Annotated in this window: 19 protein-coding genes; 11 read left to right on the forward strand and 8 right to left on the reverse strand. The window is 72.0% G+C overall.

The genetic code is table 11. From position 1 onward, the window contains the following. Positions 1 to 35 precede the first annotated feature (35 nt). Positions 36 to 806 (forward strand): isoprenyl transferase, encoded by a 771-nt coding sequence (locus ACFOX0_RS12850; protein ID WP_377545093.1) that lies wholly within the window; start codon positions 36 to 38, stop codon positions 804 to 806. A gap of 31 nt (positions 807 to 837) precedes the next feature. Here the strand turns inward: ACFOX0_RS12850 and otsB are convergent, their stop codons facing one another. From otsB to ACFOX0_RS12865, 3 genes are all read right to left on the reverse strand, one after another. Further along, positions 838 to 1,662: a trehalose-phosphatase gene (gene otsB, locus ACFOX0_RS12855; RefSeq protein WP_377545095.1), complete on the reverse strand. Its 825-nt coding sequence runs from the start codon at positions 1,660 to 1,662 to the stop codon at positions 838 to 840. 51 nt (positions 1,663 to 1,713) lie between these two features. After that, positions 1,714 to 2,082: a hypothetical protein gene (locus tag ACFOX0_RS12860; protein WP_377545097.1), complete on the reverse strand. Its 369-nt coding sequence runs from the start codon at positions 2,080 to 2,082 to the stop codon at positions 1,714 to 1,716. Positions 2,083 to 2,242: 160 nt separating this feature from the next. Next, a complete protein-coding gene (locus ACFOX0_RS12865) occupies positions 2,243 to 2,746 on the reverse strand; it encodes a helix-turn-helix domain-containing protein (RefSeq protein ID WP_377545099.1) in 504 nt (167 codons plus the stop codon). Between the two features lie 202 nt (positions 2,747 to 2,948). On the opposite strand from ACFOX0_RS12865, the gene ACFOX0_RS12870 reads away from it, so the two are divergent. The 6 genes from ACFOX0_RS12870 to ACFOX0_RS12895 all read left to right on the forward strand — a co-directional run bounded on the left by ACFOX0_RS12870 (position 2,949) and on the right by ACFOX0_RS12895 (position 8,263). Next, positions 2,949 to 3,293, forward strand: coding sequence for a hypothetical protein (locus ACFOX0_RS12870; RefSeq protein ID WP_377545101.1), 345 nt, complete (start codon positions 2,949 to 2,951; stop codon positions 3,291 to 3,293). Further along, positions 3,290 to 3,616, forward strand: coding sequence for a hypothetical protein (locus ACFOX0_RS12875; protein WP_377545103.1), 327 nt, complete (start codon positions 3,290 to 3,292; stop codon positions 3,614 to 3,616). Before ACFOX0_RS12870 ends, ACFOX0_RS12875 begins: the two co-directional genes overlap by 4 nt. A 363-nt stretch (positions 3,617 to 3,979) precedes the next feature. Continuing rightward, positions 3,980 to 5,419 (forward strand): PhoH family protein, encoded by a 1,440-nt coding sequence (locus ACFOX0_RS12880; RefSeq protein WP_377545105.1) that lies wholly within the window; start codon positions 3,980 to 3,982, stop codon positions 5,417 to 5,419. Positions 5,420 to 5,709: 290 nt separating this feature from the next. Further along, positions 5,710 to 6,387, forward strand: coding sequence for an aggregation-promoting factor C-terminal-like domain-containing protein (locus ACFOX0_RS12885; RefSeq protein WP_377545107.1), 678 nt, complete (start codon positions 5,710 to 5,712; stop codon positions 6,385 to 6,387). Between the two features lie 127 nt (positions 6,388 to 6,514). After that, positions 6,515 to 7,171, forward strand: a complete 657-nt coding sequence (locus ACFOX0_RS12890) for a rhomboid family intramembrane serine protease (protein ID WP_377545108.1) — start codon at positions 6,515 to 6,517, stop codon at positions 7,169 to 7,171. Between the two features lie 123 nt (positions 7,172 to 7,294). Next, positions 7,295 to 8,263, forward strand: coding sequence for an NAD(P)/FAD-dependent oxidoreductase (locus ACFOX0_RS12895; protein WP_377545110.1), 969 nt, complete (start codon positions 7,295 to 7,297; stop codon positions 8,261 to 8,263). Between the two features lie 125 nt (positions 8,264 to 8,388). Here ACFOX0_RS12895 and ACFOX0_RS12900 read toward each other — a convergent pair whose 3' ends face one another. Both ACFOX0_RS12900 and glpX read right to left on the reverse strand, forming a co-directional pair. Then, a complete protein-coding gene (locus ACFOX0_RS12900) occupies positions 8,389 to 9,366 on the reverse strand; it encodes a DMT family transporter (protein WP_377545112.1) in 978 nt (325 codons plus the stop codon). Continuing rightward, on the reverse strand, positions 9,363 to 10,394 hold the full coding sequence (gene glpX / locus ACFOX0_RS12905; RefSeq protein WP_377545114.1) for a class II fructose-bisphosphatase: 1,032 nt from the start codon (positions 10,392 to 10,394) through the stop codon (positions 9,363 to 9,365). The genes ACFOX0_RS12900 and glpX overlap by 4 nt, the downstream gene beginning before the upstream one ends. Before the next feature lie 184 nt (positions 10,395 to 10,578). On the opposite strand from glpX, the gene ACFOX0_RS12910 reads away from it, so the two are divergent. Both ACFOX0_RS12910 and ACFOX0_RS12915 read left to right on the forward strand, forming a co-directional pair. Then, a complete protein-coding gene (locus ACFOX0_RS12910; protein ID WP_377545115.1) occupies positions 10,579 to 11,187 on the forward strand; it encodes a DUF4245 domain-containing protein in 609 nt (202 codons plus the stop codon). Between the two features lie 95 nt (positions 11,188 to 11,282). Next, positions 11,283 to 12,104, forward strand: coding sequence for a hypothetical protein (locus ACFOX0_RS12915; protein WP_377545116.1), 822 nt, complete (start codon positions 11,283 to 11,285; stop codon positions 12,102 to 12,104). A gap of 56 nt (positions 12,105 to 12,160) precedes the next feature. Here the strand turns inward: ACFOX0_RS12915 and ACFOX0_RS12920 are convergent, their stop codons facing one another. Beyond that, a complete protein-coding gene (locus ACFOX0_RS12920; RefSeq protein ID WP_377545118.1) occupies positions 12,161 to 12,421 on the reverse strand; it encodes an exodeoxyribonuclease VII small subunit in 261 nt (86 codons plus the stop codon). 31 nt (positions 12,422 to 12,452) lie between these two features. Next, complete coding sequence (gene xseA, locus ACFOX0_RS12925) at positions 12,453 to 13,736, reverse strand: exodeoxyribonuclease VII large subunit (protein WP_377545120.1); 1,284 nt, start codon at positions 13,734 to 13,736, stop codon at positions 12,453 to 12,455. A 105-nt stretch (positions 13,737 to 13,841) separates the two neighbouring features. On the opposite strand from xseA, the gene ACFOX0_RS12930 reads away from it, so the two are divergent. Both ACFOX0_RS12930 and ACFOX0_RS12935 read left to right on the forward strand, forming a co-directional pair. Continuing rightward, on the forward strand, positions 13,842 to 14,873 hold the full coding sequence (locus tag ACFOX0_RS12930; RefSeq protein ID WP_377545450.1) for a 4-hydroxy-3-methylbut-2-enyl diphosphate reductase: 1,032 nt from the start codon (positions 13,842 to 13,844) through the stop codon (positions 14,871 to 14,873). A gap of 90 nt (positions 14,874 to 14,963) precedes the next feature. Beyond that, positions 14,964 to 15,404, forward strand: a complete 441-nt coding sequence (locus tag ACFOX0_RS12935; protein ID WP_377545122.1) for a hypothetical protein — start codon at positions 14,964 to 14,966, stop codon at positions 15,402 to 15,404. A 100-nt stretch (positions 15,405 to 15,504) separates the two neighbouring features. Here ACFOX0_RS12935 and ACFOX0_RS12940 read toward each other — a convergent pair whose 3' ends face one another. Beyond that, positions 15,505 to 18,795: a S8 family serine peptidase gene (locus tag ACFOX0_RS12940; protein WP_377545124.1), complete on the reverse strand. Its 3,291-nt coding sequence runs from the start codon at positions 18,793 to 18,795 to the stop codon at positions 15,505 to 15,507. Positions 18,796 to 18,896: the final 101 nt, after the last annotated feature.

Genomic DNA, 18,896 nt, shown 5'->3' on the forward strand with positions numbered 1-18,896 from the left:
CGCGCCGGGTAGCCGCGGTCGCTACGCTGCAGGGGATGGACGTGCGGAACCTGATCTATTCGGTGTACGAGCGGCGGCTGACGGCCAAGCTGGCCGGCAAGCCCGTGCCGCAGCATGTCGGCGTCATGTGTGACGGCAACCGCCGCTGGGCCAAGGAGATGGGGTACGTCGACCCCAACGACGGTCACCGGGTCGGCGCGGCCAAGATCAAACACCTGCTGGGCTGGTGCGATCAGGCCGGCGTCGGACACGTGACGCTCTACCTGCTGGCGACCGACAACCTGCGTCGGCCGGCCAGCCAGTTGGACCCGCTGCTGGCGATAATCGAGACGTTGGTCACCGAGCTGGCAGAGGAGGGCCACCCCTGGCGGCTGCGGATGGTGGGCGCGCTGGACGTGCTGCCGGCCGCCACCGCCGCCGGGCTGAAGGCCGCCGAGGAACGGACCCGGGACCGCACCGGCGGCGCGCAGGTGAACATCGCGGTGGGCTACGGCGGCCGGCGGGAGATCGCCGACGCGGTCCGGTCCCTGCTGCAGGAGCACGCCGCGGCCGGCGGCACCATCGAGGAACTGGTGGAGGTCCTCGACGTCGAGCACATCGCGGAGCACCTCTACACCCGCGGTCAGCCGGATCCCGACCTGGTCATCCGCACCAGCGGCGAGCAGCGGCTGTCCGGCTTCCTGCTGTGGCAGTCGGCCCACTCGGAGTTCTACTTCTGCGACGTGAACTGGCCCGACTTCCGGCACATCGACTTCCTCCGGGCGCTGCGCGCGTACGGCAACCGCCAACGCCGCTACGGCGCCTGACCCGCGCGGCCATGCCCCGCGGGGCGCGCGGTCAGCCGAGCAGGTGGACGGCGTCGGTCAGGAAGTCACCCAGCGCCTCGGGGGAGTCGATGGTCAGGTCGGCGGCCGAGGCGACCTCCTGGCCGGTCTCCGGGTTGGCCACCGCGACGCAGACGCCGAAGAAGTCCGGCTCCTTCTCCTGGTGCGCCCGCAGCGCGGCGAACGCCTTGATGTCGGAGACGTCGTCGCCGAAGTACCAGGCACACCGGGCCGACCGGACGGCTTCGCCGATGACCAGGCCCTTGTCCTGGTCGACCGGTGGTTTGAGCTCCAGCACCATCCGCCCGCCCTGCACCCGCAGGCCCAGCCGGTCGGCCTGGGCCCGGCCCCACGCCTCGACGGTCCCGGCGTGCTGCGGCGCGGTGCGGTAGTGCAGCGCCACGGACAGCCGCTTGTACTCCACCAGGATCGACTCGGGCAGCTCGGCCCGGGCCAGCTCGACCAGGTCGGCCATGGTCGGCACCCAGGGCAGGGCGGCCGGCTCGGTCACCGTCTCGCCGGAGCCGTGACAGTGCTCCAGGCCGTAGAGCCCGTAGAGGTCGACCTCCTCCAGCCCGGCGAACTGCTCGCGGAGGAAGTCCACCGGTCGGGCCGAGACGATGGCGACCCGTTGCACCTTGCCGGCCAGCGCGTCGAGCGCGGCGAGCACCTTCGGCGCGGGCTGCACCGCGGTCGGGTCGTCCCGGACCGGGGCCAGCGTGCCGTCGAAGTCGAAGAACAGCACGCACTGGCGGACCCGTTCGGCGGTCGCCCGCCAGGCCTGCTCGGCGTTCCAGGGAGAGGTAGGGCGCTGGTCACCCAGGTTTGACGGCGGCACGGGCGTCAGCGTACCCGGCGCGGGGCCGTGAAAGTTGCGGGTGTCAGGACGTCAGTCGTCGCTTCCGATCATGGCACGGCGACCGTGCATCCGGGGCGCGATCGGCACCACGGCTGCGTCCTGACCGTGGCTGAGCAGGTATCCCTCGACGAAGCCGGTGTTGCGGTCGCCGGTCCGGTCGTCCAGGTCGTTCAGCCGGGCGACGAGGAACTCGGTCAGCGCGGTGATCCGGCCGTCGAGCCGTTCGTGCAGATCGGCGACGACGGCGAGCACGGTGCCGGCGCCGGCACCGACGACCGCGACGAGGTTCACGATGACCGGGACCTGCTGACCCTGCACCGTGCCGACCACGACGTTCGCCGTCACGCAGAGCGTCGCCGACACCGCCGCGACCACGACTGCCATCCATTTCAGGGTCATGAATGACCCCTCCTTCTGTCCCCGCAGGGCTGGGTGCGGCGCTGTCCGTCCCCCCGCCGACGTCGAGCCCAAGCAGTACGGATTGGCACGTTAGCCGGTGGTTTCTTGTCCCGGTGCGAGACGGATGAGGCTACCGCCCAAACTTGCGCCATTTGCCGATCTAGACAGCTCGTTTACCATCTTTTCGGACATCGACCGAAATGCTTGGTCGATATGCGAGGTAACGGACGGTTTCCCGGATGTGGAACTTCTCCGCGTCGGACACCTCCGGGTCGACCAGGCGACGCAGCAGCGCCTCGACGTCCGGGTCCATCGGCGGGGGTGGCGGGGTCTCCGGACGGCCCGGTGCGGGCCGGTCCCAGCCGAGCGCCGCGAACGCCGTACCCGGGTCGAGACCCAGGCCGGTGCAGAAGGCCACCACCCGTTCGGCCGCCGGATCGCTGGACCAGTCGCCGCGTACCCACCGGTTGATGGTCTGCCGGGACACGCCCGTCCGGCGGGCCACCTCGATGCCGGTCCAGGCCCGCGCGGCCCGGGCGTCGTCGAGTGCTCTCCGTACGAAGGCGGCGAAGGCGATCTTGCGGCCATGAGGGGTGTCCGGCACCCGGTGACGGTACGGCGAGTCGGCCGTATCCGCCCGGCCCGACACGGTGTTGTCTCGCATGTGTGACACCGTCCGGGGTGCCCGGTTGTCGGGTATTGCCTGGTGAGGATGATTTGGGTGGTGAAGGATAGGGTGGTCGGCCGGTGGGAGTAATCAGCCGAATAGCCGATACTGTCACGCCAGCGAGACGTTCTAGCGTGGGTCGCGTGGTTGATACGTTCTGTACCCAAATGGGATACTTTCCCGGGATGGGAGGGCACCGGTGACCGAAGTGGCTACCCGGGCCCAGGCGTTCGGCCTCATCGCCGAGGGCGTCGCCGCCGGCCTGAGCGCTCCCTGGCGCCTCTACCTCGCCCGCGGCTGCCGCTACGTCTCGCTGAACGTCGGCGACCGGGACGAGTGGAACGCGTGGCGGGCCCACCTGGGCTGCCCGGAGCTGAGCGTCCGGGTCTACGACTCCGCCGGCGAGATCCGGCGGGCATCCATCGCCGAGGTCGTCATCGACGGGTGTCGGGTCAGTGTCGAGCTGGTCGAGGAGGTGGGCACCGGCGATCTCGACCGGCTGCTCGCCGGTGACGGCTCGCCGTTCGGTTCGGAGGACAGGTGAGCCCCTACTTCGCCATCTTGCTGGTCCTGGTCCTCGGCTCCTCCTGCTACGCCGCCGGCCGCCTGCACGGCCAGCTCAGTTACCGGACCGGTTACCGGTTCGGCTACCGGCAGGGGTACTTCGACGGTGACCGGGGCGCCTGGAACCGCCGCCGGCGCGAGGCCCAGGCGGCCATCGCCTCGGTGCTGGCGAAACCGCCGGGCACGCCCGGTCGGGCCCGCGCCGTCGGAAGCGGGGGTACGACGTACACCGGCTCCTCCTTCGCGGGCGGCGAGGCCAACGGTGGCCGGCACTCCACCGACGCGCTCGCCGACAGGAGCTGAGCCGCCGCCGGCGGAGCCCACCGCCCGCCACAGCACGGTGCGCAGTCCGCGGCGGACGCGCACCGGCGGGGTCCCGTCAGACCGGTGACGGCGGCCCCACCCGGCCGGGACGCGCGCAGGGGGCATGCGTCCCGGCCGGGTCCGCCCGTGCCGCCGGCGGGTGAAGATCACCCGCTGTTGCTGGTGCTGCGGGCATGTGGCGGCTAGCGTCATGGGCATGATCCGGGGGCGTCCCGGACCAACCGGCCGGCCCGGACCCTGCACGCGCACGCACGGGGGCCAGCACCCGACCCCGTGACCGGGCCGACGGACGAGTCGGCATGCGGGTGGTCCGGGTGCCCGCCCGCCGGAACGAGCAGCCCTGTGACGACTCGTCGTACCACCCCCCGGGCAGACCAGCAGCCGACCGCCGACGGAGCACCCGGCACGAGCCGTGGCCGTCGCCGTACCGGCCGGGCCGCGCCCGCCGCGGCCGCGGAGCCCACGCCCGCCGACCTCGCGCCGCCCGCGACCGCCGGTCACTCGTACGTGCTGGACACCTCCGTCCTGTTGTCCGACCCGGCGGCGTTCCACCGCTTCGCCGAGCACGAGGTGGTCCTGCCGCTGGTGGTGATCTCCGAACTGGAGGGCAAGCGGCACCATCCGGAACTCGGCTGGTTCGCCCGTCAGGCGTTGCGGATGCTGGACGACCTGCGGGTCCGGCACGGTCGGCTGGACCGCCCGGTGCCGGCCAACGAGCACGGCGGCACGCTGCGGGTCGAGCTGAACCACGCCGACGGGGCGGCGCTGCCGCCCGGCTTCCGTACCGACTCGAACGACGCCCGGATCCTCTCCGTGGCGCTCAGCATCGCGGCCGAGGGGCGCGGCGTCACGCTGGTCAGCAAGGACATGCCGCTGCGGGTAAAGGCGGCCGCGGTCGGCCTCACCGCCGACGAGTACCGGCACGGGCAGGCCAGCGACCCGACCTGGACCGGGATGGCCGAGGCGACCCTCGGCGAGGAGCAGATCGGGCAGCTCTACGCCGGCGAGACGCTGGACCTGGGCGAGACCGCCGGGCTGCCCTGCCACACCGGCCTGGTGCTGCACTCGGCCCGCGGTTCGGCGCTGGGCCGGGTGCTGCCCGACAAGACCGTACGGCTGGTCCGCGGCGACCGGGAGGCGTTCGGCCTGCGCGGCCGTTCCGCCGAGCAGCGGGTGGCCCTCGACCTGTTGCTGGACGAGTCGATCGGCATCGTGTCGCTCGGCGGCCGGGCCGGCACCGGGAAGTCGGCGCTGGCCCTCTGTGCCGGCCTGGAGGCGGTGATGGAGCGCCGCCGGCACAAGCGGGTGGTCGTCTTCCGCCCGCTCTACGCCGTGGGCGGGCAGGAACTCGGCTATCTGCCCGGCTCCGAGTCCGAGAAGATGTCGCCCTGGGCGCAGGCGGTCTTCGACACGCTCGGCGCGGTGGTGCACGAGAACGTGATGGAGGAGGTGCTGGGCCGCGGGATGCTCGAGGTGTTGCCGCTGACCCACATCCGCGGGCGCAGCCTGCACGACGCCTTCGTCATCGTGGACGAGGCCCAGTCGCTGGAGCGCGGGGTGCTGCTCACCGTGCTGTCCCGGATCGGGCAGGGTTCCCGGGTGGTGCTCACCCACGACGTGGCCCAGCGGGACAACCTGCGGGTCGGCCGGCACGACGGGGTGACGGCCGTGATCGAGGCGCTCAAGGGGCACCCGCTGTTCGCCCACGTGACGCTGAACCGGTCGGAACGGTCGCCGATCGCGGAGATGGTGACGGACCTCTTGGAGGATATCCAGCTCTAGTCCGGCCTGCTGTCTCTTTTGTCCCTGTTTGTGGCGTTAAATCCTGTGACGGGAGTCACTTTTTTCGCCACTGATTTCCCACCAGTCCCACCGTGCGCAATGGTGTCCAACGAGCGCCCGCGCACCGGGAGGTCATCGACACGGATGCCCGGCGAGCGGACGGTCCCGACGGTCCGGACGACCGCCGGGTCGCGATCCCGCGAGGATCGGGGCGCTCGCGGCGCGTGACCTCGCCGGCCGTGCTGCCGGTACGCGCGCCGTGTCCTTGCCCCCGACGAAGGGACCACTTCGTGAGTCGGCTGTGGAGCCGGTTCGGTGTCAGGACACTCTCCGTCGCGTTGCTCTCCGTGGGCGTCGTCGGCGGGTACTACCTGGCAGACAACCAAGAGACCCGCCAGCAGGCGCTCAAGGCCGACGTGGCGGTCGCCAACGAGCAGGCCGAGTTGGCGTTCATGCATCAGCGGCACGCCGCCCACGAGCTCGCCGTCGCGCAGAAGCGGGTGGCCGAGCAGGAGGCCGCGAAGCAGGCGGCCGAGGCGGCCAAGGCGGAGGCCGAACGGGCCCGCAAGGCCGCCGCCGCGGCGGCGGACCGCAAGGCGCGGGAGAAGGCGAAGTCGGCCGAGACCAAGCCGTACGACGGTCCGATCCCGGCCTCCTGCAACGAGTACAGCGGCAACCGCAAGACCGGCTGCGCCATCCTGCTGCAGAAGGGATTCGGCATCGACCAGATGCCGTGCCTGGAGAAGCTCTGGACCAAGGAGAGCGGCTGGAACCACAAGGCCGAGAACTCCGGCTCCGGCGCCTACGGCATCCCGCAGGCGCTGCCGGGCAGCAAGATGGGCACGGTCGCGGACGACTGGAAGACCAACCCGGCCACGCAGATCACCTGGGGTATCGGCTACATCAAGGGCAGGTACGACACCCCGTGTGGCGCGTGGAGCTACTTCCAGGCCAACGGCCACTACTGAGGGTCACACGCGGTACGACGTGACACGGGGCGCGGACCGGTTCGGTCCGCGCCCCCGCCGTCTCGCGTGGTGAACGGCACCGCACCGCCGGTGGCGCCGGTGGGCGATAGCTGATACCAAATTGAGGGTGACGTTCCCCGACCGCGACGGCGACCCCCACCGTTTCGGCACCGAGGCGTTCTACGCCGCGCTCGGTCGGGCGTTCGTGGCGATGTGCGCCGTGGTCCCCGTGCTGTTCGCGATCGAGGGACTGGACGTCTGGCTGCACGCCGGCTTCGACGAGGCCGCCGGGATCATCCCGCACCACATCTACGGGCTGGACGGCGTCTTCTTCGGACCGTTCCTGCACCACGGCTTCGACCATCTCTACAGCAACAGCGTGCCGCTGATCCTGCTCGGCACCTTCGTCCTGGCCGCCGGCACCCGGCGGTTCCTCTGGTCGACCCTGTTCATCATGATCGTCAGCGGGCTGGGCGCCTGGTTCACCGGTTCGCCCAACTCGATCGTGGTCGGCGCGAGCGGAGTCATCTTCGGCTACCTGGGCCTGCTGTTCACCCGGGGCATCGTCGAGCGGAGCTGGTGGAATCTCGGCGTGGTGCTGCTGGTCGGGCTGCTCTACGGCTGGCAGCTGTTCGGCATCCTGCCGTCCGACCCGCAGATCTCCTGGCAGGGCCACCTCTTCGGGCTGTTGGGCGGGGTGGTGGCGGCCATCCTGTTCCGGCGGCGCCGACGGGACCGTGACAACTCGTACCCGGCGTCCGACTCCACGTTGACCCTGCCCTGACCGTGCCGGGATGGCGACTCCCGGTGATCCTGGCGGTCCGGATCCTTGCCCTCACCCTCCGGCGCCGCTTACCGTCTCCCCCAAGCGGACGTTGACCGGCGGGTGGAAGGCGACGGTGGGCACATGCGCGAGGTGGATGTCGCCATCATCGGAGCGGGCCCGACCGGCCTGTTCGCGGCCTACTACGCGGGCTTCCGCGGGCTGTCGGTGGCGGTGGTGGACGCGCTGCCCGAGCCGGGCGGACAGGTCACCGCGATGTACCCGGAGAAGGTCATCTACGACGTCGCCGGCTTTCCGTCGATCAAGGGACGGGAGCTGGTGGCCAACCTGGTCGAGCAGGCCGCCGCGTTCGCCCCGGAGTACCGGCTCGGCGTACGGGCGGAGAAGCTCTCCTACCTGGACGAGCGGCCGGTGCTCAGCCTGGCCGACGGCGCGCGGCTGCACTGCGGCGCGGTGCTGGTGACCGGCGGGCTGGGCAGCTTCACGCCCCGGCCGCTGCCGGCCGCGGACGCGTTCACCGGCACCGGGGTCGTCTACTTCGTCCCGCACCTGGCCGACCTGGCCGGCCAGGACGTGCTCATCGTCGGCGGCGGCGACTCCGCCTTCGACTGGGCGCTCGCGCTGCAGTCGCTGGCCCGCTCGGTCACCCTGGTGCACCGGCGGGAACGGTTCCGGGCGCACGCCGCCACGGTCGAGCGGGTCCGGGCGCTGCCGGTACGGATCATCGTCAACGCCGAACTGACCCGGTTGACGGGGGACGGCGCGGTGACCGGTGCCGAGATCGCCGTGCGGGGTGGCGCCCCCGAGCTGGTGCCGGCGGACACGGTGGTCGCGGCGCTGGGCTTCACCGCCGACCTGGGTCCGCTGGCCGAGTGGGGCATCGCCCTCGACCGGCGGCACATCCTGGTGGACAGCACCATGGCCACCAACCTGCCCCGGGTCTTCGCGGCCGGCGACATCACCGAGTACAAGGGCAAGGTCCGGCTGATCGCCACCGGCTTCGGCGAGGCGGCCACCGCGGTCAACAACGCCGCCGTGACGATCGACCCGGCCGCGCACCTGTTCCCCGGCCACTCCTCGGACAACGGCTGAGCCGGCCGGGCCGGACGGCGGCTGGGTCGGCCGGGCCGGACAACGGCTGGGTCGGCCGGCCCGTCCCCGGACGGCGGCTGCGCCGGCCCAGGGGGCGGGCCGGCTCAGGGCGGGCCGCGGCCGTCCTACGGCGGTCCGCGACGGCTCGGGCGGGCCGCCGCGACCGCGACGGCGACCAGGGTCAGCGCCGCGCCGCCCAGGGTGTGCGCCGTCGGACCGCCGCTGGCCGCGGGCGCGACCAGGTCGATCAGCACCGCCCCGATCACCTGACCGGCGATGGTGGCCAGCCCGAGCAGCAGCACGCCGGTGAACCGGACCAGCACCGCGGCCACCGCGATGAAGAAGATCCCCACCGGGCCGCCGAGGTAGAGCCAGGGCTGGTCGGGCCAGTCGCCGGTCGGCCAGCCCCGGATCGCGACCTGCACCGCGTACGCGGCCAGCAGCGCCGCCGTACCGACGGTGAAGTTGACCGCGGCCGCGGTCAGCGCGCTGCCGGAGGCGGCCCCGACCTGGCCGTTGACCGCCTGCTGCCAGGCCGCGCCGACGCCGGCCAGCGCGGGCAGCGCCGCCAGCGCCAGCGTCGACGGAGTGCCGATCCGGTCGGAGACCGAGACGACCACCGCGACGACGGCCAGCGCCGCGCCGGCGAGCCGGGTGCCGCTCAGCGGCTGCCGGCCGGCCGGACCGAGCCCGGCCCGGTCGACCGCCAGGCTGCTGGTCGACTGGCCGGCCACCACCGCCACGGTGAACACGGCCACCCCGAGCTGGTGCACGGTCAGCCCCTGCGAGGCCACCAACAGGGCGCCGCACACCCCGCCCAGGCACTGCCAGCGGCGCAGCTCACCCCCGGCCAGCGCCGCGCGTAGCGCCCGCAGCCCGCGCCGACCGGCCGGCATCGCGGGCACCAGCACGGCCAGCAGCACCAGGCCGACACCGAAGGAGACAACCGCCGCGGCGATGCCGTCGCCGAGCCGTACGCCCAGTTCACCGTTGATCCGGGACTGTACGGCCACGGTGACACCCGAGACCACGCCCAACGTGACGCCGAAGATCCGGCGCGCGGTCGGGGAGAGGGTACGTGGCTCGGTGTCCGCCCGGCTCACTCCTGCTCGGCCAGGGGGCGGCCGTCGAAGTCGACGGCCGAGTACAGCGCCAGCTTCTCCAGCCGGTGGTACGAGTCGATGACCCGGATCGTCCCGCTCTTGGAGCGCATCACGATCGACTGGGTGTACGCCCCGCCGGACCGGTAGCGCACCCCGCGCAGCAGGTCGCCGGAGGTGACCCCGGTGGCCACGAAGAAGCAGTTGTCCCCGGTGACCAGGTCGTCGGTGTAGAGCACCCGGTCCAGGTCGTGGCCGGCCGCGACGGCCTTCTCCCGCTCGGCGTCGTCCTGCGGCCACAGCTTCGCCTGCAGCATGCCGCCCATGCACTTCAGCGCGCAGGCGGCGGTGATGCCCTCGGGCGTACCGCCGATGCCCATCAGCACATCCACATCGGACTCGCCGCGGGCCGCGGCGATCGCGCCGGCGATGTCCCCGTCGGAGATGAACCGGATCGCGGCACCCGCCCGCCGGATCTCCTTGACCAGGTTGGCGTGCCGGGGCCGGTCGAGCACGCAGACCGTCACCTCGGAGACGTCGGTCTGCTTGACCTTGGCGATCCGGTGCAGGTTCTCCGCCACGCCGGCGTTGATGTCGACCACGTCGGCGTAGGTCGGGCCGACCGCGAGCTTCTCCATGTAGAAGACGGCACTCGGGTCGTACATCGCGCCGCGTTCGGCGACGGCGAGTACGGCGAGGGCGTTCGGCATGCCCTTGCTCATCAGGGTGGTGCCGTCGATCGGGTCGACGGCCACGTCCACCTCGGGTCCGCTGCCGTCGCCGACCTCCTCGCCGTTGAACAGCATCGGGGCGTTGTCCTTCTCGCCCTCGCCGATCACGACGACGCCGCGCATCGGAATGGAGTTGATCAGCTTGCGCATCGCGTCGACGGCCGCGCCGTCGCCGCCCTCCTTGTCGCCCCGGCCGACCCAGCGACCGGCGGCCATCGCCGCGGCCTCGGTCACCCGGACCAGGTCCAGGGCCAGGTTTCGATCCAGATCCTGCGGAATCCGGGTCCTGGTGTTGGTCATGACGGCTCCTCCTCGCGGCGGTGCGGGGTGACCGGACGGACGGCGCTGCCCGCTGCCGCCGCCGGCTCTGCCAGGAATCCTGGCACGAAGGGCACCTTAACGCTGGTTCGGGTCACCGGCGGCCCAGGTGGGCCGGACCGGTCCGGTTGCCGGGTCCGGCCGGTCGGGCTGCGAGAATGGCCGGGTGGAAGACGTTCAGCCCGCCGATCCCGTCCCCGACGACCGGACACCCCCTGACCGTACCGCCGAACGGGCGGCCGGCGAGGTGCGCACGGAGGAAACGGTGCCGGCCGGATCGGGCCGGCGGCCCCGGGACATGGCGATCTCGCTACTCGTGCTGCTGGTGCCGATCGCCCTGGCGATCGGGGTCTACCGGGTGGTCTTCGGCGGGGATCAGCCGGTCCGGACCGACCCGGCCCCGGCGATCGACCAGGCCCGCCGGTCCGGCGCCTTCCCGGTGCTGGAACCGGTCGGCCTCGGCCCGGACTGGCACCCGGTCAGCGCCACCTTCAACCGGGCGGAGGGCACCCTGCGGATCGGGTACGTCACCTCCTCCGGCGCCGGCGCGCAACTGGTGGAGAGCGCCGTACCGCCGGACCGGCTGCTGCCGGCCGAACTGACCGGCCGCGCCCGGCCCGAGGGTCGGGTGTCGGTGAACGGCCGGGAGTGGCAGTGGTACGCGGTCCGGGCCGGCGAACGGGCGCTGGTTCTGCTGGAGCCGAAGCGGACCGTGATTGTGGTGGGCTCCGCCGGGGAACAAGAACTGAGCGACCTGGCCGACGCCCTGCGTTGACCCGGCCGCGAGCGGACAGGCGACCAACCGCCCCGGGTTGCGTCGCGCAGCCTCCGGCAGCACCGTTCGCCGGACGACCTCACTGGAGAGTACTCGTGAAGATTCGACGGTGGAGCATCGTCGGCCTCGTCGCCGCGTCGCTGCTCACGTCCGGCGTCTCGGCCTGCAAGATGCCGGGCGCCGAACCGAAGGCGGCGGGCTCGGCGTCACCGACGGCAGCGTCCGACGACCCGAAGCAGGCCCTGCTCGACTCCACGAAGGAGATCAGCAAGGGCAACTTCCGTTACTCGATGACCGCCGACGGTTCCACCGGTGGCGGCGTGGTGCACATGCCCAGCAAGAGCGCCCAGCTCAAGCTGACGTTCGCCCAGCCCGGCGCGAAATACTCGATGGACATGGACTTCATCTACATCGAGCCGGACAGCTGGGTGCGGCTGAAGTTCAACGGCACCGACCTGTCCAAGATCCCCGGCCTGGACCAGCTCAACACCGGCAAGTACATGCACCTCGACCAGACCAAGGCCAAGGACATCAAGGACCTGCGGTTCGACTTCTCGAACGTCGACCCGGCCGGCAGCACGTTGCTGACCAAGTCGGTGACGGACGTCAAGAAGACCGGCGAGGGCAGCTACGCGGGCACCATCGACGTGTCCAAGGCGGGCGAGGCGACGATGATCGACCCGCAACTGGTCACCGCGCTCGGAGTGCAGGCCAACTCGCTGCCGTTCACCGCGAAGGTCGACCCGCAGGGCCGGCTCAGCCAGTTCACGGTCCAGGTGCCGGCGACCCAGGACAGCAAGGCGCACGAGCTGACCGTCAGCTACTCCGACTACGACGCGGCGAGCCAGCCCGCGAAGCCGGCGACCACCGACACCGTCGAGGCGCCGCAGCAGGTGTACGACTACTTCAACAAGTAGGCCCGGCCCGGTACGGGGACGGCGGCGCGGCCGACCGTCCCCGGAGCCGGTTCGATTCAGCCCTCGGTCGCGGGTTCCCGGGACCGGCGGGCCGTGTCCAGCCGCTCGCGGGCGCCGTCCAGCCAGCCCTGGCAGATCTCGGCGAGCCGCTCGCCACGCTCCCACAACGCCAGCGACTCCTCCAGCGAGACGCCGCCGGCCTCCAGCCGCTCCACCACCGAGGCCAGCTCGGCGCGGGCCTGCTCGTAGCTCGGCCGCTCGTCCGACCCGGCCGGCTTCTTCGTCCGCCCGGTCGCGGCGATCTTCTGGTCAGTCATGGTGCTCCCATCTCAGCACACCGTTCGGTGGTCAGGACCGCCCGGCGCCGGTGGTCACGGTCGGTTTGCCGGGTACGGCGCCGGTGGTGACGGCCGGGTCGTCCGCCGTGGCGGTCAGCTCGCCCTCGGCCAGCCGCAGCCGCAGCCGGTCGCCGGCCGCCACCTCGGCCGCCGACCGGACCACCCCACCGTCGGCGTCGCGCACGATGGCGTACCCCCGATTGAGGGTCGCGGCCGGCGACAGCGCCCGCAGCCGGGCCACCGTGTGGCCGAGTTCACCCACCGCGGCACCGAGCCGATGGTCCAGACAGCGCCGGGCGCGGTCGGTCAGCGCGGTCACGTCGGCGTTCCGCTGGTCGAGCATCAGGCCGGGTCGGGCCAGCACCGGCCGGGACCGCCATGACTCGATCCGGTGTGTCTCCCGGTCGATCAGGCCGAGCACCGCCCGGTCCAGCCGGTGCCGGGCCAGCCGGATCAGCCGCAGCTCCTCGGCCAGGTCCGGCACCACCCGCTTGGCCGCGTCGGTGGGCGTCGAGGCCCGTACGTCCGCCACGTAGTCCAGCAGCGGGGCGTCCGTCTCGTGGCCGATGGCGCTGACCACCGGCGTACGGCAGCCGAACACGGCCCGGCAGAGTGCCTCGTCGGAGAAGGGCAGCAGGTCCTCGACCCCGCCGCCGCCCCGGGCGATGACGATGACGTCGACGGCGTCGTCGCCGTCCAGCACCTTCAGCGCGTCGATGATCTGCGGCACCGCCGTCGGTCCCTGGACGGCCACGTTGACGGTGCGGAACTCCACCGCCGGCCAGCGCCGTCGGGCGTTGGTCAGCACGTCCCGCTCGGCGGCCGAGGCGCGGCCGGTGATCAGGCCGATCCGGTGCGGCAGGAACGGCGGCCGGCGCTTGCGGGACCGGTCGAACAGGCCCTCGGCGGCGAGCAGCTTCTTGAGCTTCTCCAGCCGGGCCAGCAGCTCGCCGAGGCCGACCTGGCGGATCTCGTCGGCGCGCAGGCTCAGCGTGCCGCGCGCGGCGTAGAACTCCGGCTTGGCGTGCAGCACCACCCGGGCCCCCTCGGCCAGCTCCGGGGCACCCATGTCCAGGACGTCCCGGTTGGTGGTGACGGTGAGGCTCAGGTCGGCCGACGGGTCACGCAGGGTGAGGAACACGGTGCCGGCCCCCGGGCGGCGGCTGATCTGGGCCACCTGGCCGTCGACCCAGACCCAGCCGAGCTTGGCGATCCAGGCGCCGACCTTCTGACTGACCACCCGTACCGGCCAGGGGTCCTCGGGGGTGCTGCGCGGTGCGCCGGCCTCGGTCATCCGGACAGCCTACGGGCGGTACGGCCGCGACGTGACCGGGCGCACCCGCCGTGGTCGTCGCGGCCCCGGGTGGCGTACGGCGGGCCCACGTAGACTGGCCTCGTGATCGAGGATCAGGCGACTCCCCAGGCCCACAAGCGCGTGCTGCTGGCCAAGCCCCGGGGCTACTGCGCCGGGGTCGACCGTGCGGTGCAGACCGTGGAAGAGGCGCTCAAGCTCTACGGCGCGCCGATCTACGTGCGCAAGCAGATCGTGCACAACAAGCACGTCGTGTCGACGCTGGAACGGCAGGGCGCGATCTTCGTCGAGGAGAACGAGGAGGTCCCCGAGGGCGCCATCGTGATCTTCTCCGCGCACGGCGTGGCGCCCGAGGTCTACGAGCAGGCCAAGAGCCGTTCGCTGCGGGCGATCGACGCGACCTGCCCGTTGGTCACGAAGGTGCACCAGGAGGCCAGGCGGTTCGCGGCCGACGACTACGACATTCTGCTCATCGGGCACGAAGGCCACGAAGAGGTCATCGGCACGGCCGGTGAGGCACCCGCCCACATCCAGCTCGTGGACGGGCCGGACGGCGTCGACAAGATCACCGTCCGTGACCCGGACAAGGTGGTCTGGCTGTCCCAGACCACCCTCTCCGTGGACGAGACGATGGAGACCGTGGCCCGCCTCAAGCGCCGGTTGCCGATGCTCCAGTCGCCGCCCAGCGACGACATCTGCTACGCCACCTCCAACCGGCAGCACGTGGTGAAGCAGATCGCCCCGGACTGCGACGTGGTGATCGTGGTCGGCTCGCGCAACTCCTCCAACTCGGTCCGCCTGGTGGAGGTGGCCCTGGACGCCGGCGCCCGGTCCGCGCACCTGGTCGACTACGCGTCGGAGATCGCCGACGAGTGGCTGGCCGGCGCGACCACGGTCGGCGTCACCTCCGGCGCCAGCGTCCCGGACGACCTGGTGATGGAGGTGCTGGACCGGCTCGCCGGGCACGGCTTCACCGACGTGGCCGAGGTGACCACCGCCGACGAGCGGCTCACCTTCTCGCTGCCGCAGGAGCTGAAGCGGGACATGAAGGCCGCCGCGGCGGCCCGGGCGCAGCAGGCCGCCGCGCTCGCCGCCACCGCCGCCCCCGACGGACCCTGACCGGCGGCGCCAGCTGCCGCGGGTCCCGTCGAGGCCCACCGAAGGCGGCGCGGAGGGAACGTGGGCGGAACTGTCCGCGTCATACCGGTCATGAGGAAGATCCGGATTGCCGCGTCCGCCGCGATCGCCTGTCTGGCGCTCACCGCGTGCGGACAGAGCGGATCCACCCCGTCCCCGACCGTACCGGGAGGACCCTCGGTGACCACCTCACCCACCCCGGGCGAATCCGCCGGCACCAGCCCCACCACCAGCCCCGGTAATCCCGGTGACATCCCGCCCCTGCCGTCGGGCAGGTCGGCCGCGCCGACGCCGGCCGGCAGCCCGGCCGCGCCGGTGACGCTGACCGGGACGGTGACCGCCGGGGTCGGGCCCAACTGCCTCCTGCTGGACAACTACCTGCTGGTCAACGGTCCACGGGACGTCGTCAAGCCGGGCGCCCGGGTGACCGTCACCGGCCGGGTCCGGTCCGACCTGATGACCACCTGCCAACAGGGCACCCCGTTCATGGTGGAGTCCGCCCGGCCCGCCTGAGCCGCGTTGCCCGGTCCTGCCGGGCCGGCCGGTCCGGCTGGGCCGGGACACGACGGCGCCCGCCCCCGATGGACCGGGGACGGGCGCCGTCGCGTACGAACTAGTTGACCGTGCCGATCGCGACGTTGCCGCGGCCGACGACCGCGCCCTCGTCGGTCACCACGACCATCTCGCCGAACAGTTGCCGACCGGCCGCCGGAGCGGACTGGGCGGTCACCGAGCCGGTGATGGTGGCGGTCGCGCCGTTGACCAGCGTCACCGCCGCGGCCGGCACCGAGATCGAGCCCAGCGACGCCGAGTAGAAGACGTCCCGGTAGTCGTACTGGGTCGAGCCGGCCGGTACGGAGTACCCGTCGACCTCGATGTCGTACACGCCGGGGGCCGGGTTGGTCAGCGAGACCGCCTCCTCCGAGTCACCGTCGGCGGACCGGCCCACCTCGGCGCCGTCCTTGCGGACGAAGAGGTCCAGGTCGGCGCTGGGGTCGCTGGTCTTGCCGATGGACACGTCCAGCCGGCTCGCCCCCGCCGGGACGGTGACCTGGTACGTGTGCTTCTGGCCGGTGGAGATGGTCGGCCGGCTGCTGGCCGAGCTGCCCAGCGCGCCGCCCTTGCCGGTCACGGTGACCGGGCCGAAGGTGTTGGTCAGCTTCCAGCTCACCGCGGTCGGCTGGCCGGCCGTGACGGCGGGCAGTTCGACCACGGCCGGCTGGACCGCGACGCCCTGCACCCGCGCGGTCAACTGGAACGGGTTCTCCAGCGCCGGCGAGGTGCGCCGGGACTCGACCTCGATCTCCCAGACGCCCGGCAGCGGGCTCTGGTAGTCCCGCTCCTGCGGCTTGCAGACCGCCGCGTCGGAGAAGTTGGTGTAGCACGCCGTGCTGGCCGTGCTCTCCACCGGTACGCCGTACGGGTTGATCGCGATGAACCGGGTCTGCGAACCGGTCGCGATGCCGGACAGGTTGACCTGCAGCGCCGTCGCGCCGGCCGGCACGGTGACGAAGTAGGACTTGAACAGGTTGCGGTCGACCGAGCCGGACGTGCTGAACGAGAAGTTCGGCTTGGCCGGCGTGTTCGGCACGACCACGGTGTTGAGCACCGAGAAGTCGACCGTCGAGGTGGCCGGGTCGTCAACCCGCAGGATGGCGCTGTGCACGCCCGCGTCACCCTTGGCCTTGACGGTGACCGAGACCGCCTTGTTGAGCGGCAGGTTGACCGACTTCGACGAGACGCTGAACGTGCCGTCGTTGCCGACCAGGCTCAGGTTGTGCTTGACGCTCTTCGCCGATCCGCCGGTTCGGGTGATCTTCACGGTGTAGCTCTTCGAGGCACCCGGCTGCTGGCCGCCCGCGCCGGCGGCGCACCGGTTGTACACGCCGGAACCCACGTTCGGGGTCGACTCGTACTGGCCGGTGGCCGGGTTCAGCGTGGTCAGGAAGCCGGACAGCGGGGTGCAGACCGGCGCCTGCGCGGTGTAGCCGTTGGTGGTCACCCCACCGGCGAGCAGCTTCCACGCGCCGTTCACGTCCAGCCGGCCGTTGCCCTGCCCGTGCGCCGGCACCCCGTCGATCCACTTCGCCGACGAGTTGAGCGCGCCGCGCAGCGCGGCCGGGGTGACGCCCTTGTCGGTGGCCTTGGCGGCCGACAGCAGCAGCGCGGCGGCCCCGGTGGCCTGCGGCGCGGCCATCGAGGTGCCGTTCAACATCGAGTAGCCCGGCGGCAGCGTGTAGCCGGTCTCCGGCACCGCCGTGCCCGACTGCCACAGCGGGGTGGTCGAGATGGCCGACCCGGGCGCGGTGATGTTCGGCTTGAACCCGCCGTCCTCACGCGGTCCCCGCGAGGAGAAGTTGAACAACTGGTACGGGGTGCGGGTCACCGAGCCGTAGTTGGCCAACCAGGTGTCCTTGCTGACCCCGGCGGCGACGCTCATCACGTTGTCGGCGACCGATGGGTCGCCCACCGTGTTGACCCCCGGGCCGGAGTTCCCGGCCGAGATGAACATCTGCACGCCGTAGTCGCTGATCAGCCGGTCGTAGAGCCGGGCCCGGGCGTTGTGCCCGTCGTTCAGCGCGGGCAGCCCGCCGATCGACATGTTGACCACGTCGACCTTTCGGTTGACGACCAGTTCGACCATGCCGTCGGTGAGCGCGGCGGCGGTGCAGCCGCCGCCCCAGGAGCAGGCCCGCGCGGAGACCAGCTTGGCGCCGGGCGCCGCGCCGTTGAAGTTCGGGTTGCCCATCATGTTGTACGCGGCGGTGATGCCGGCCACGTGCGAGCCGTGCTGCGCCTCGACGATGCCGATGTTGACGAAGTCGGCGGTGCCGGGCAGTCCGACCGGGGTGGTGTCGACGTTCGTCCGGTAGTCCACGACGAACGGCATCTGCTCGCGGACCGCGGTGGCCGGGTTGTCGGTGCCGAAGTGCCCGACGTCGTATCTCTCCCGGTAGGGCCGCATCACCGGGTCGTCGGTGAAGTCGCGGTTCTGGTTGGCGTCGACGCGCACGTCGTGGGTGACCGGGTCGTAGAGCACGCCGAACCGGTCGGTCTTGTCGCCGTCCCGGTTGACGTCACCGCCGGGCTCGCTGGCCGCGGTGATGGACTCGGAGAACTGGTTGATCCGGTACGTCCCGGCCGGCGCGGTCCAGGTGGCACCCGCGTACGCGAACGACGGGCCGGTCACCTCGGTCAGCATGGCCCGCCAGCTGGCGTCCTCCAGCGGGTCGGTGGCGGTGAACCAGTCGGTGATCTTCCGCTCGCCGGTGGAGGTGGTCTGCAGGGCCGGGTTGTCCAGGTCGACACCCGAGTCCATGATGCCGATGGTGACCCCGCGACCGTCCCAGGTCGGGTGCGCCTGCCTGAAGGCGACCGCGCCGGTCTCGTTGGTCGGCATGTACGGGTTGACGGCCGGGGTGTCCTTGCCCGGTCCGGCCACCGCCTGCGCCGCCGCCGTCGCGCCGTCCGGCCGGGCCAACGGCTCCGGCTTGGGCAGCGGGATGGACTCGTTCAGGTCGATCGCGGCGACGCCGGGCAGCTTGGCGGCCTTGAGCACGTTGCCGGTGGGGACCTGGACGCGAAGGTAGCCCACGCCGTCCACCTGGTTGCCGATCCGGCCGCCGAGCTTGCGCAGCTCGTCGGCGACCTTCCCGGCCTTGCCCTTGTCGGTGGCGACGATCAGCACGACGTCCTTGGCGCCCTTGGCCTTGGCCTCGGCGAGCAGGTCGAGGTCGTGCGAGCCCAGCGTGTCGGCCGGCGCGGACTTGGGTGTGTCCTGGTCGGAGGGTCCGGGCGCCGCGCTGGCCGTGCCGCCGCCCGCGAGGGTCACGGCGCCGACGGCCACGGCCGAGGCGAGGAGACCGGCGGAGGTGCGCCGGCCCCGGGATGAGGGTCTGATCACGTTCTCTTCCTCCAGAGAACAGGGCCCTGCGATGTGGGGCACACGTGAGCGAATCCTGTGTGGGCGGCTCGCCCCGTGTCACTAGTCAGGACCTCGTTGTA

It is taken from the genome of Micromonospora zhanjiangensis, assembly GCF_042650605.1.
Taxonomy (GTDB): domain Bacteria; phylum Actinomycetota; class Actinomycetes; order Mycobacteriales; family Micromonosporaceae; genus Micromonospora_J; species Micromonospora_J zhanjiangensis.